The following is a 13309-nucleotide window of genomic DNA, read 5'->3' on the forward strand; positions in this document are numbered from 1 at the left end:
CGCCCGCTCCACTCCGGGTGACGCGACGATCACGACACTGCTGGGCAAAAGGCCGCGTCAGGTCCCTGTTCGACCGGGCTTCCCTCGGCTACCGTAAAGCTTGTGCCCTCGAACACCAAAGTCGAGGTACGACGCAGTCCTCGCCGCCGGCGCACCGTGTCGGCCTATCGGGACGGGGACACGACGGTCGTCCTCATGCCCGCTTCGTTCTCCCGCGCCGAGGAAAAGCGCTGGGTGGGACGGATGCTGCAACGCCTGGAAGCCCGTGAGGGCCGTCGGCACTCCGGTGACCAGGACCTCCACGCACGCGCGCTGGAGCTCGCCCGCCAGTACCTGGACGGCACCGAGCTGCCCGCGTCGGTCCGGTGGGTGGACAACCAGAACGCGCGGTGGGGTTCGTGCACCCCGGAGACGCGTACCATCCGTATCTCCCGCCGGCTGATCGGCATGCCCTCGTGGGTGGTGGACTACGTCCTCGTCCACGAGCTGGCGCACCTGTTCCACGCCCACCACGGCCGCGAGTTCTGGGACCTGGTGCGCCGGTACCCCAAGGCCGAGCGCGCCCGCGGCTACCTGGAGGGGTTCAGCGCCGCCTCCCGGCTGGAGGCCTGCGACCAGGCGGGCGACACCGACGTCCCCGGCGACGCCGCCGAGATCGAGGCCCTCGAAGAGGGGTAGCACGGCCGTCCGGAGCCCCGGTTCCGGGAAAGGGAGGCCGCTGCTACCCGTGTGTTCTCCGGGTGAGCCGGTGGTTCGGACCGGGGTCAGAGGGGTCCGGTGGCGGTGAGGATCCCCGTGCTCACGAGGAGGAGCATGAAGATGAGGCATCCCCCGCCGCCAGCGCCTCCGCCGGCTGAGTCGTTCTCGCGTGGTCTGTAGGGGCAGGCCGAGATGAAGTGGTCTTCTCCGCAGATACCGCATTCCACTCGCACAAACGCCTCCGCTGGCGTGAATGACGCAGTTTGGTTTTGCCGATCGTAGCTCGCGAATGCGGACATCTTCGGCGATGTCATTTTCGTTGCTTATTCGTTATTCTCTGGTTGCCTTGTCGGCCCCAGCCTGTGTCGGGTGCTGCTCGCGCGCCCTGGAGTGCGGTTATGTATTTCAAGGGTGAAAGCTCTTAATTCACTCTTTTTGGACATGTTTCTCGTATCTGGATTATTGATCCATAAGGGGTCTGATATCTACAGTTTTGGCCCCCCAATGTGCGAGATCGGAAAAGAGGTCCTATTGTTCTCTCGAAAGAACCGACCAACGTCGTCACCACGAGCGCGTCCTCCGCGGTCGTGCGTGCCACCAGCGTGCCGGTAGCGGCCGTGGTCCCCTGACCGCGCACCCACCGAACCCCCGCCTCCTCACCCGTTCGTACGACGACCTCGGCCGCGGGGTCCCCGACCCGCGTCCCTCAAGGAACACCAGTGCCCAGCCGAGAACACGAGATCCCGCTGCGGATCATCCAGAACCTGCCCGAGATGGTCCCGGTCCTGCTCAAGGAGTCGCTGGGGATCGACCCGCCCCCGCACACCGAGACGGTGCTCACCTCATCCGTTCTGACCAACTGCGACCCCAAGGAGTGGAACAGCGACGGTGCCGTCCTGCTCCGAGACGGCACCGAACACGTCCTGGCCGTGGTGGTCGAACGCCAACACCGGGCCGACGCTCGGAAGAAGTCGAGTTGGCCCGCCTACCTGGTCACCCTCTACGCGCGTCTGGGGTGTCCTGCGATCCTCCTCGTGCTCTGTCCCACCGACGGCATGGCGTGTACGTGCGCCGAGGAGATCCACATCGGACATCCGGGGTTCGTCCTCTCCCCCCTCGTGATCGGGCCGTCCGCCACGCCCGTGGTCACCGAGGCCGGGAAGGCGCGAGCACTGCCCGAACTGGCCGTCCTGTCGGCCAGGGCGCACGGCGACACCGATCCCAAGACCCTGGACGCGCTGATGGAGGCGCTGGACTCCATCGACCCCGATCGCCGCGCGTTTTACTATGACTACGTCATGGCCGGTCTCGGTGAGGCCGCCCTGAAACACATGGAGGACCTGATGGCAGTGGACACCTGGGAGTGGCAGAGCGACTTCGCCCGCAAGTACGTCGGAATCGGCCGTGAGGAGGGCCGCAAGGAGGGCCGCGAAGAGGTCCGCGCTGAGGTCCACGACGCGCTGGTCGACGGTGTGATCGCCGTCCTGGAGGGGCGCGGCCTCCCTGTCTCCGACCGGGTGCGCGAGCGCATCGCCTCCTGCGCCGATCTGTCGACCCTGCAGAAGTGGCTGCCCAAGGCCGCCGGTGTCGATCGCCCGGAGGACCTCTTCGACTGATCCCGGATGGGCCGGCCCCTCCGCCCGGTGCCGGAGGGGCGGGACGCGCGCGGTGCCGCCTACGCGTCCCGAAGGGCGGCCACGGCCGCGGCGGCGGCGCGCACCAGGGCGCGGCACGGCTCGTCCGAGGGATCGGGAACCCCCTCGACCGGGAACCAACCCAGGTCGTCGGACTCCTCGGGGTCTCGCACCAGCACGGCGTCCGGCGGTGCTACGGCCGCGAACTGCACGTCCAGGTGGTGGCTGCCGCCCCCGCACGGCACCGCGTGCCGGTCCAGGCGCACCGGCGACGGCAGCAGGGTGAGGCCGTCGATCCCCGACTCCTCGGCCGCCTCGCGCAGCGCGGCCCCCGCCAGGGTCGTGTCCTCCGGCTCGCAGTGGCCGCCGGTCTGCAACCACATGTTGAGGGTGCCGTGCAGTACCAGGGCCACCCGGGAACCGTCTGCGGAGATGATCGCCGTCGAGGCGGTCAGGTGTCCCGGTAGGCACTCCCGCCACATGGCGTCCCCGTGCGCGTCCAGGTGCTCCAGATAGGAGACGCGCAGTTCCTCCTGCCGGGCGTCGGGGGCCGCCCACGCCCCCAGCACCGCCCGGGCGTCCGCGTGCAGCGACACCTACTCGCCCTTCTTCCCGTCGTCTCCCTCGCCCTCCCCGGCCTCCGGGGCGTCGTCGGTGAGCGCCGAGAGGTCGAACCCCTCGTCGCGGCCGCGCACGAAGGCGTCCGGGTCGTCCAGGTCGTCACCGGTGGGCATCAGGTCCGGGTGCTGCCACACGGCGTCCCGTCCCTCGATCCCCCGCTCCCGCTCCAGCTTCTCCCAGAGGACGGACGCCTCCCGCAGACGGCGCGGGCGCAGCTCCAGGCCCACCAGGGCGGCGAAGGTGTGCTCGGCGGGACCGCCGGTCGCCCGGCGCCGCCGGGTCGCCTCGGCCAGCGCACCCTCCTGCGGCAGGCGCTCGGCCACCGCGTCGGAGACCACCGTGGCCACCCAGCCCTCGATCAGCGCCAGGGTCGTCTCCAGGCGGCTCAGCGCGGCCTTCTGCTGCGGCGTGTCCTCGGGCTGGAACAGGCCCTCGGTACCCCCGCCGCCGGCCAGCGCCTCCTGGAGCGCCTCCGGGTCGGTGAGGTCGAGCCCCCCGAGCCGGTCCTCCAGGCCACTGACGTCGAACGACATCCCGGAGGCGTACTCCTCCACGAGCCGGGACACGTGTGAGCGCAGCCACGGCACGTGCGAGTACAGCCGGTGCACGGCGGCCTCACGGGAGGCCAGGTACAGCCGAACCTCGTCGTCGGGGATGCCCAGACCCTCACCGAACGCCGCCACGCCCGGCGGCAGGAGCGCGGCGCGGCCCTCCCCGGCGAGCGGCAGGCCGATGTCGGTGGTGCCGATCACCTCGCGCGCCAGCTCGCCGATGGCCTGGCCCGCCTGCTGGCCGACCATCATGCCGCCCATCTGCTGGACCATCCCCAGCAGGGGACCGGCCACGTTCTGCATCTCCTCGGGCAGGTTCCGTCCCATGGACTGGACGGTCTTGGAGGTCAGTGGGTCGCACAGTTGCGCCCACGTGTCCATGGTCTTCTCGATCCACTCCGACCGGCTCCAGGCCTGGGCGGTCTGGAGGCCCGAGGGCAGGTCGGTGGCCTGGTCGAGCCACAGGTCGGCCAGGCGCAGCGCCTCCTCGACCTTGGCGTAGTCGTGCGGCGGGACACTGGCGTCGCCGTGCTGGGACACCGTGTGCCGCGCGATGTTCTTGACCGTGTCCCAGTTGATCCCCGACGCGGACGGGGAACCGCCGCCGGAACCCGGCGCGGGCTGCGACGACATCATGTCGGCGAACTGGCGCAGCATGTTCGCCATCTGTTGCGGGTCGCCGAACGGGAAGTCGCCCGGTCCTTGGGAGTCCCCTCCGCCCGGGCGGCCGCTGCCGGCACCCGAGCCGCCGGAGTGGCGTCCGGACTCGTCGTCGGGATCGTTCGGCATGCTGAAACCGAAAGGCAGGTCGCTCACTATCAGACCTCAGGCAGGATTAGGTTTGGTCTCCACTGGTCACGTTAGCTGGGAGTCGCCCGGAGTGAATACCGAAAGCAGCCAGGTTCGCCCAGAGCACACCCCGTCCGAAGGCACGGGCACGGTGGTCGGGGTCACCGGCGCCGCCTCCGGGCCGGGACGGCTCCTGGTACAACGCCTGACCGCGCCGAATGGTTCCACGGCCCCCCGGGAGGTCGTGGCGATCGACGGCGAGCTCGCCGACCTGCGCGGCGTCACCTGGCGTGTGGCCGACGTCTGCGACCCCGGGCTGGTCTCCCGCCTGGGCGGCATCGACGTCCTGGTGCACACGGCCGACGACCGATCCCTGGAGACCAGGCCCGCCAAGCGCCGCGCCCACAACATCCGGGCGGCGCAGACGGTGCTGACCGCCGCGGCGGCCTCCGGGGTCCCCCGGGTGGTCCTCGTCACCAGCACCGTGGTCTACGGCGCCAGACCCGACCACCCGGTCCCGCTGCCCGAGGACGCCCCGCGCGTCTCCGACAACAGCGCCGGACTGACCGGGGACTTCGCCGAGATCGAGGCCCTGGTGGAGCGGGCCCGCCGCGCCCACCCGGGGCTGTCGGTGACGGTCGTGCGGCCGGCCGCGCTCGTGGGACCCGGCCAGGACGGCCTGGTCAGCCGCCACTTCTCGTCGCCGCGCCTGCTGACGGTGAAGGGGCACGAACAGCGGTGGCAGTTCTGCCACGTCGACGACCTGGTCGACGCCCTGGCCTTCTGCGCCCTGCACGGTGTGGAGGGGGCCCGGGGTGTGGTGACCGTCGCCAGCGAGGGCTCCCTCTCCCAGGACGAGGTGGAGGACCTCGCGGAGATGAAGCACTTCGAGGTCGCACCGAACCTGGTGTTCGGCGCGATCCGCCGCCTGCACCAGGCCAGGATCACCCCCGCCGCGGAGAGCGAGCTCAAGCACCTCGTCTACCCGTGCGTGGCGGACTGCCGCGCCCTGCGCGAGGCGGGCTGGAAGCCCCGCTACACCAACGAGGAGGCCCTCGCGGAGCTGCTGGAGCACCGCAGCGGCAGGCCGGCGCTGGTGGGCCGCACCCTGGGCGCCAAGGAGGTCACCATCACCGCCGCCGGGGCCGCGGGTGCCGCCGCCGCGGCGATCGGCACGGCGGCGGCCATCCGCCACCTGCGCAAACGCGGGCGGGAATAGGAGAGGCCGGGTGCCGGGGCGTGAACCGGCCGACCCGGTGTTGGTACGTTCGTGGCGTGGAAGAAATCACTCTCGCTGCGGTACGCGACACCCCGCTGTCGGTGGACGAGGTCCTCAACGCCGTGTCGGACCCGCGTGCGGGCGGCACCGCCGTGTTCGTCGGCACGGTCCGCGACCACGACCACGGGCGCGACGTCGCCCGCCTGGCCTACTCCGCGCACCCCTCGGTCGAGGAGCGCCTGCGCTCGGTGATGGAGAAGGTGCTCACCGACACCACGGCCCCCGGCAGACCGGTCGTGCGGATGGCGGCCGTCCACCGGGTGGGCGACCTGGAGATCGGGGACGCCGCGGTCGTCGTGGCCGCCGCGGCCGCGCACCGGGAGGAGGCCTTCGCCGCCTGCCGCCGCCTCATCGACGACCTCAAGGCCCAGGTGCCCATCTGGAAGCACCAGTCCTTCGAGGACGGGGACGACGAGTGGGTGGGCACTCCGTGACCAGGGGTGAGGACCCCGAGGTGGACGCCGGGTGACCGGGTGAACCACCGGTACCCGGGCGGTCGTAGGGTATGGGCATGGTTCGTCGCCTCCTGACCCTTGTCGTCTCGCTCGTCCTCCTTGTGGGACTCGGCGTGGGCGGCCTGTACCTCCCCATGCCCTACCTGGTCGCCTCGCCCGGCCTCACCCTGAACACGGTCGGCGACTACGACGGCGAACCGGTCATCCGGGTCGAGGGCGCCGACAGCTACGAGCACGACGGCGCGCTCTCCATGGTGACCGTCCAGTACGCGGGCGGCCCCCAGAACCGGCTCAACCTGCTCACCGTCCTCACCGCCTGGCTCTCGCCCAGCAACGCGATCATGCCGGAGGAGCTGCTGTTCCCCGCCGACCGCTCCCCCGAGGAGGTCAGCGAACGCCAGACGGTCCAGATGAACGACTCCCAGACCAACGCCACCGCCGCCGCGCTCAACCAGCTCGGCATCGGCTACCAGGCGGTGCCGCTGGTCGCCGGGACGGTCGAGGGCATGCCGGCGGAGGGCCTGGTCGAGGCCGGGGACGTGATCGTCGCCATCGACGGCGAGCCCGTCCCCACCGACACGGGCGGCGACGACCCCGAGGAGGCCGTGGGCAGCTCCGCCGTCGTCGAACGGGTGGGCGGGCGCGAGCCCGGCGACCCCGTGGAGCTGGTACTGGACCGCGACGGGGAGAGCGTCGAGGTGGAGGTCGCCACCACCGAGGCCGAGGACGGCACGGCGGCGGTCGGCATCCTCATCGCCGACGACATGGACTTCCCCGTGGACGTCGAGATCTCCGTCGGGGAGATCGGCGGCCCCAGCGCGGGCATGGTCTTCGCCCTGGGAATCATGGACCGCCTCAGCGAGGAGAGCCTCACCGGCGGCGCCTCCGTGGCCGGATCGGGCACCATCACCTCCGACGGCCGGGTCGGCGGCATCAGCGGTATCGCGCAGAAGATGGTCAGCGCCGAGCGCGACGGCGCCGAGTACTTCCTGGTGGCCGCCGAGAGCTGCGACCAGACCTTCGACTCCGCCGCCCTCGACGACCTGGAGGTGGTCCGGGTGGAGACCCTCACCGACGCCGTGGCGGCCCTGGAGACCATCCGCACCGGTGAGGGCGAACTGCCCCGCTGCGAGGCCTGACCGCTCCGGTGGCTAAGCGCCTTCCGCCTCGTCGAGGTCGAGCGTCAGCGCCAGCGCCGAGGTGAGCGCGGGAATGAGGTCGGGGCCACTGAGGACCTCGTCCTCGCTGTCGTGGCTGCGCATCCGCATCGCGCAGTGCCGAGCGCCGTCGCGCATCACCCCGGCGACCATCCGGATCTCCTCGGTCTGCTTGCCCTCGGCCACCGGGTCCTCGCCCGCGGCCAGGGTCTCGTCGGACCCCTTCACCACCAGGCGCTCCATGACCAGGGCACAGCCCGCCACGTCCTCCGGCCACAGGATGCTGCCCAGGGCGTCCTCCAGGGTGACGCCGTCGGGCAGGGGCTCCTGCTCGACCGGGGTCAGTTCGTCGGGGTCGGCCGGGGCGTCCAGCCCCAGCAGGTCGGCCAGGCCCGGCTCCGCCTTCAGCAGTTCGGCGGTCGGAACCAGGGCGTACAGGCCCAGCGGCCGGTCCCACCCCTGTTCGGCGGCGTGGCGTTCGAGGTCCATGACGGCTTCGCGAATATTCGACACACCTCCATGGTGACCGATACCGGACCCCGCGGCTCCCACTCCGGACAGTAGGGTCATGCAGAAGGTCCGCCGGATGCCGCACCGATACCGCACCGATGCAGCCTCGTCACCCGGATGCGGAGGATTTCGGGAACCCGGCGCGACCGGATTAAGTTCTCTGTAAGAAGGCGCTGACACGCGCACCGAAACGCACCTACCAAGCCAGAACGAGGGGGAGGCGTGAGCTTCCGATCGCCCGGCGCACCACCTGCGCGTATGCCTCGCCGATCAAGGTTGCTCGCGCCTGTCGCGGCGACCGTGGTCGTCATCATCGCGGGCCTGGGGCTCGCCGCGAACTTCTGGACCGACTTCAAGTGGTTCAGCGCCGTCGGATACAGCTCGGTGTTCGTGACCGAACTGTGGACGCGGGCCCTGCTGTTCGCCGTGTCCGCGCTGGTGATGGGCGCCATCGTCGGCCTGAGTATCTTCTTCGCCTACCGGTTCCGCCCGCGCGTGCGCCCGCTGAGCCTGGAGCAGCAGGGCCTGGACCGGTACCGGCAGTCGATCGACCCGCACCGCGTCCTGTTCTTCTGGATCGCCGTCGGCGTCCTCGCCGTCCTGGCGGGCATCGCCTCCAGCGGTGACTGGCGCTCCTTCCTCCAGTTCGTGAACGCCTCCGACTTCGGGGTGACCGACCCCGAGTTCGGCAGGGACATCGGCTTCTACGCCTTCACCTACCCCTTCCTGCGGACGCTGCTCGGCTACGTGTACGCGGCCGTGATCCTGGCCTTCATCGCCGCGGTCGTCGTGCAGTACCTGTACGGCGGCGTGCGCCTGCAGACCGACGGCGGCCAGCGCGCCACCCCGTCCGCCCGCGTGCACCTGTCGGTGCTGCTGGGCGTCTTCGTGCTGCTGCGCGCCGCGTCCTACTGGCTGGACCGCTACGGGCTGGTCTTCTCCGAGCGCGGGTACACCTTCGGCGCCTCCTACACCGACGTGAACGCGGTCAAGGTCGCCCTGACCATCCTCACCGTCATCTCGGTCATCTGCGCCCTGCTGTTCTTCGCCAACATCTACTTCAAGAACACCATGGTCCCCGTGGCCAGCCTCGGGCTCCTCCTGCTGTCCGCGCTGATCATCGGCGTGGCCTACCCCGAGATCGTCCAGCGCTTCCAGGTCGACCCCAACGAGCTGCGCCTGGAGGAGGAGTACATCGACCGCAACATCGCCTCCACCCGCGCCGCCTACGGCATCGCCGACACCGAGGTGCAGGACTACGAGGCCACCACGGAGCTGACGCCGCAGGAGCTGGCGGCCGAGGCCGACACCATCCCCAGTGTCCGCCTGGCCGACCCCTCCGTGGTGTCGCAGACCTTCCAGCAGATGCAGCAGGTCCGCGGCTTCTACCAGTTCCCGGACGTGCTAGAGGTGGACCGCTACCCCGACACCGAGGGCAACCTGATCGACACGATCGTCGCCGCCCGCGAGCTCAGCGGCCCCCCCTCCGACCAGGACAACTGGCTGAACCGGCACCTGATCTACACCCACGGCTACGGCATGGTCGCCGCCGCGGGCAACCTCATCGACGACGAGGGGCGGCCGGTCTTCACCGAGTACAACATCCCGCCCCGCGGTGAGTTGAGCGAGGTCGTCGGCGACTACGAGCCGCGGATCTACTACGGCCAGGAGGGCGCCGACTACGTCATCGTCCAGGCCGAGCGCGAGTACGACTACCCGCTCGACGCCGAGGAGGAGACCGAGGACGTCCCGACGCTGGAGGACGCCGTCGAGCCGACGATGAGCCCCAGCCCGGAGGCGGACGAGGCCCGGGCCCCCGCCCAGGACTCCGAGGACGGCGGGGAGGAGACCGCGGAGCCGACCCCCGAGGCCACCGAGGGCGCGGCCGAGGAGGGCGCCGAGGACGGCGCCTCGCAGGCCTACAACCGCTACGAGGGCGACGGCGGCGTCCAGCTGAGCAACTTCTTCGACCGGATCCTGTACGCGATCAAGTACCAGGAACCCAACATCCTGCTCAACAGCGCCATCGAGGACGACTCGCGGATCATCTATGAGCGGGACCCGCTGGAGCGCGTGGAGCGGGTCGCCCCGTTCCTGACCACGGACAGCAACCCCTACCCGGCGATCGTCGACGGCCGCGTGCAGTGGATCGTGGACGCCTACACCACGTCCAACGGCTACCCCTACGCCAAGCCGATCGACTTCACCCAGGCGGTGAGCGACACCTTCACCGACAGCTCGGTGCAGCAGGTGGGGGCGCTGCCCGGCAACGAGGTCAACTACATCCGCAACTCGGTCAAGGCCACCGTCGACGCCTACGACGGCACCGTGACCCTGTACGCGTGGGACGAGGAGGACCCGGTCCTCCAGACCTGGATGAACGCCTTCCCGGACGCGGTCGCCGACCGGGACGAGATGAGCGAGGAGCTCCTCCAGCACGTCCGCTACCCGGACGACCTGTTCAAGGTGCAGCGCGAGATCATGCGCGAGTACCACGTGACCGGCGCCGAGGCCTTCTACGGCGGCCAGGACTTCTGGACGGTTCCGGCGGACCCGACCACCGGCAACGACGCGCCGATGCCCGCCTACCGGCAGACCATCAAGTACCCGGGGTCGGACGAGCCCAGCTTCTCGCTGACCACCACGTTCGTCCCGCGGGGCCGTGAGAACCTCGCGGCGTTCATGGCGGTCAACAGCGACCCCTCCTCGGACGGCTACGGGCAGTTGCAACTGCTCGAACTCCCGCGGAGCGGGGTCACCTTCGGCCCGGGGCAGATGCAGAACGCCTTCGACTCCGACGCCGCCGTGCGCGAGGTCCTGCTGCCGCTGGAGCAGTCCAACGCGGAGGTGACGCGGGGCAACCTGCTGACCCTGCCGTTCGCGGAGGGCCTGCTCTACGTCGAGCCGCTGTACGTCCAGGCCGGCGGTGGCGGCGCGGCCTCCTTCCCGCTGCTCCAGCAGGTGATGGTGGGCTTCGGTGAGGACGTGGCCATCGGCAACAACCTCCAGGACGCGCTGAACAACCTCTTCGGAGACGGCGAGGCGCCCCTGCCCGAGGGCGAGGAGCCCGCGGAGGAGGAACCGGCCGAGGACGAGCCCGCCGAGGGCTCGGAGGACGGCGAGGGCGGCGAGTCCTCCGACCAGGACCTGGTCGACGCCCTCAACGACGCCGTCGAGGCCTGGGAAGAGGCTCAGGAGAACCAGGACGCGGCCAACGAGGACCTGCGCGAGGCCCTGGAGGCCATCGAGGAGCAGTTGAACGAGTAGGCGTCCGCCTCCCGGTACTCCCGGGTACGGACGTCCGGCGGGGCGGGGCCTGTGCGGCCCCGCCCCGCCCGCGTGCGGGGCCGCGTGGGACGGGTCTCCCGGAAACGATTTGGGTTCGCGCGCGTGAAGCGCTAGTGTGGAGAACACGACGACGCGGGGTGGAGCAGTTCGGTAGCTCGCTGGGCTCATAACCCAGAGGTCGCAGGTTCAAATCCTGTCCCCGCTACTGAGAACCGGGCCCGGATTTCTTCCGGGTCCGGTGCTTTTTCGCCCTATCGGTGATTTCGGTGGGGCGGGCACGGAGCCGGTTCGATTCCGTGTCGGTGGTTCGGCGGCCCTCCCGGTGCTGGTAGAGTCATCGTAGAACAAACCGGCGCCAGTACCGGCCGGTCGGTGGGATCCCACGGTCACCCCTCGGGGAAAACCGATTTGCCACCGGGGACCGAAGGTCCTAAAGTAGGGATCACGACGCGGGGTGGAGCAGTTCGGTAGCTCGCTGGGCTCATAACCCAGAGGTCGCAGGTTCAAATCCTGTCCCCGCTACCAAGAAATTCGGGCCCGGGAGAAATCCCGGGCCCGAATTTTGTGTGCCTTTCCTGCCGCGTTCAGAGGGTCCGGCCCTCGACGAGCTCCACCACACGGTCGGCCCGCGCTGCCACCTTGGGATCGTGCGTCACCACCACCACGGCCGCCCCGCCGATCCGCGCCTGCTCCAGCAACTGGTCCATGATCATCGCGCTGCTGGCGGTGTCCAGGGCGCCCGTGGGCTCGTCGGCGAGGATGAGCGCGGGGGAGCGGCTCAGCGCACGCGCCAGCGCCACACGCTGCTGCTCACCGCCGGAGAGCTGGTGCGGCCGCGAGTGCAGGCGGTGCCCCAGGCCCACCGCCTCCAGCAGTTCCCGCGCCCGGGCGCGCCGCCGCAGCAGCGGGACCCCGCCCAGCACCATGGGCACCCCCACGTTGGCCAGGGCGGTGCGCCGCTCCAGCAGGTGGAACTGCTGGAACACGAACCCGATGCCCTCGCCGCGCAGCCGCGACCGGCGCCCCTCGCCCAGGCGGGTGGTGTCCTCGCCGTCGAACCCGTAGGAGCCGCCGCTGGGCCGGTCGAGCAGGCCCAGCAGGTTCAACAGGGTGGACTTGCCCGACCCCGACTGGCCGACGATCGCCACCACCTCGCCGCGCGCCACCTGGAAGGTGCAGTCGCTCAGCACGTCGATCCTCGCCCCGGACACCGTGAAGTGCCGGGTCAGCCCCCGCACGTCCAGCAGCGGCGCCGCGGCGGTGCGCGGGGACTCCGGCGAGGCAGCACCGGCCGACACCTAGCCCTCCTCCTCGAACACCGTTTCGGGGTCCAGGTCCCGGAACCCCTCCGCGGGGTCGTACGCCCCGGGGACGTCGAACCTGGGGTCGAGCGGTACCGGGTCCAGTACCGATTCGCCGACGCTCAGCCCTTCGGTGACCTCGATCATTGAGCCGTCGGTGACACCGAGCGAGACCTCGCGCGGCTCGTGGCCGCCGTCCCCGGCCACCACCATCACCTCCCCCTCGCCCCCGCCGCCGCGCACCGCCGTCACGGGCACGGCGACCACGCCGCTCACCTCGGCGGCGGCCACGGACAGCTCGCCGCGCACGCCCTCGAAGACCTCGACGTCGGCGGGGACGCGGCACACCAGTTCGGCACCGGCCTCGCCGCCGCCGTCCCCGGTGGCCTCCGAGGCGCCGACCGGGGCGCTGCCCAGGGACAGGAAGGTACAGGTGACGTCTGCCGGCCCCTGCTCGATCCGCAGGGTGATGTCCTCGGGGTCCTCGACGAAGCGGTACAGGTCGTTGGGCGGGACGCTCGCCACCGCCCGGAACTCCTCCTGGGCGACCTCGGCGACGGCGGTCCCCGGTTCGACGGTGTCCCCGGTCCACAGGTCGCCCATGCCGGACACCACGCCCGCGTCGGGGGAATACAGGATGACCTCGCGCGTGCCCGGGGCGGCGCCGTCCCCCTCGGGGGCCGGTCCGCCGGGCACCGCCAGGGTGAGGATCGGCGCCCCGTTGTCCACGGGGTCGCCGTCGGACACCCAGACCCGGGTGACCGTCCCGCCCTCGCGGGCGGTGACGTCCTCGCCGGGCGCGCGGCGGACGGTGGCGTCCAGCACCATCACCGAGCTGATGGAGGCCGTCCCCACCTCGTGGGGCGTCCCGCCCATGTCGGCGGCGGCCTGGTTCAGCGGGAACTCGGCCGGGGGCGTCCCGCCGGGCAGGCGCTGGAACAGGACGTAGCCGCCCCCGACCGCCACCGCCAGGAACAGGAGGGCGGCCCCGGCGACGATCCATCTCTTCTCGACCATTGGAGTCT

At 70.8% G+C, this 13309-nt stretch carries 11 protein-coding genes and 2 tRNA genes; 8 read left to right on the forward strand and 5 right to left on the reverse strand.

Translation table 11 applies throughout. From position 1 onward, the window contains the following. Positions 1–102: 102 nt before the first annotated feature. Positions 103–678, forward strand: a complete 576-nt coding sequence (locus ACFHWE_RS19170) for a M48 family metallopeptidase (protein ID WP_416603054.1) — start codon at positions 103–105, stop codon at positions 676–678. A gap of 740 nt (positions 679–1418) precedes the next feature. Then, complete coding sequence (locus ACFHWE_RS19175) at positions 1419–2315, forward strand: hypothetical protein (RefSeq protein WP_416603055.1); 897 nt, start codon at positions 1419–1421, stop codon at positions 2313–2315. A gap of 59 nt (positions 2316–2374) precedes the next feature. On the opposite strand, the gene ACFHWE_RS19180 is transcribed toward ACFHWE_RS19175, so the two are convergent. Next, positions 2375–2929, reverse strand: a complete 555-nt coding sequence (locus ACFHWE_RS19180; RefSeq protein ID WP_416603056.1) for an NUDIX hydrolase — start codon at positions 2927–2929, stop codon at positions 2375–2377. Continuing rightward, complete coding sequence (locus tag ACFHWE_RS19185) at positions 2930–4321, reverse strand: zinc-dependent metalloprotease (RefSeq protein WP_416603057.1); 1392 nt, start codon at positions 4319–4321, stop codon at positions 2930–2932. 124 nt (positions 4322–4445) lie between these two features. On the opposite strand from ACFHWE_RS19185, the gene ACFHWE_RS19190 reads away from it, so the two are divergent. The 3 genes from ACFHWE_RS19190 to ACFHWE_RS19200 all read left to right on the forward strand — a co-directional run bounded on the left by ACFHWE_RS19190 (position 4446) and on the right by ACFHWE_RS19200 (position 7167). After that, entirely contained in the window at positions 4446–5513 is a 1068-nt protein-coding gene (locus ACFHWE_RS19190) for an NAD-dependent epimerase/dehydratase family protein (protein ID WP_416603069.1), read from the forward strand. A gap of 56 nt (positions 5514–5569) precedes the next feature. Next, positions 5570–6007 carry a molybdenum cofactor biosynthesis protein MoaE gene (locus tag ACFHWE_RS19195; protein ID WP_028648602.1) on the forward strand — a complete coding sequence of 146 codons (438 nt, stop codon included), beginning with the start codon at positions 5570–5572 and terminating at the stop codon, positions 6005–6007. Positions 6008–6084: 77 nt separating this feature from the next. Further along, entirely contained in the window at positions 6085–7167 is a 1083-nt protein-coding gene (locus ACFHWE_RS19200) for a PDZ domain-containing protein (RefSeq protein ID WP_416603058.1), read from the forward strand. A 12-nt stretch (positions 7168–7179) separates the two neighbouring features. Here ACFHWE_RS19200 and ACFHWE_RS19205 read toward each other — a convergent pair whose 3' ends face one another. Then, positions 7180–7698, reverse strand: a complete 519-nt coding sequence (locus ACFHWE_RS19205; protein ID WP_416603059.1) for a PPA1309 family protein — start codon at positions 7696–7698, stop codon at positions 7180–7182. Between the two features lie 297 nt (positions 7699–7995). Here ACFHWE_RS19205 and ACFHWE_RS19210 point away from each other — a divergent pair, with 297 nt between their 5' ends. The 3 genes from ACFHWE_RS19210 to ACFHWE_RS19220 all read left to right on the forward strand — a co-directional run bounded on the left by ACFHWE_RS19210 (position 7996) and on the right by ACFHWE_RS19220 (position 11508). Then, positions 7996–10962 carry a UPF0182 family protein gene (locus ACFHWE_RS19210; RefSeq protein WP_416603070.1) on the forward strand — a complete coding sequence of 989 codons (2967 nt, stop codon included), beginning with the start codon at positions 7996–7998 and terminating at the stop codon, positions 10960–10962. A gap of 152 nt (positions 10963–11114) precedes the next feature. After that, positions 11115–11188, forward strand: a tRNA-Met gene (locus ACFHWE_RS19215). 243 nt (positions 11189–11431) lie between these two features. Further along, positions 11432–11508: transfer RNA gene (locus ACFHWE_RS19220), tRNA-Met, on the forward strand. A 59-nt stretch (positions 11509–11567) separates the two neighbouring features. Here ACFHWE_RS19220 and ACFHWE_RS19225 read toward each other — a convergent pair. Next, positions 11568–12281: an ABC transporter ATP-binding protein gene (locus tag ACFHWE_RS19225; protein ID WP_416603060.1), complete on the reverse strand. Its 714-nt coding sequence runs from the start codon at positions 12279–12281 to the stop codon at positions 11568–11570. After that, positions 12282–13301 carry a peptidase M23 gene (locus ACFHWE_RS19230; RefSeq protein ID WP_416603061.1) on the reverse strand — a complete coding sequence of 340 codons (1020 nt, stop codon included), beginning with the start codon at positions 13299–13301 and terminating at the stop codon, positions 12282–12284. Between the last annotated feature and the right edge of the window lie 8 nt (positions 13302–13309).

Source organism: Nocardiopsis sp. LOL_012 (assembly GCF_048060475.1).
Taxonomy (GTDB): Bacteria; Actinomycetota; Actinomycetes; order Streptosporangiales; family Streptosporangiaceae; genus Nocardiopsis.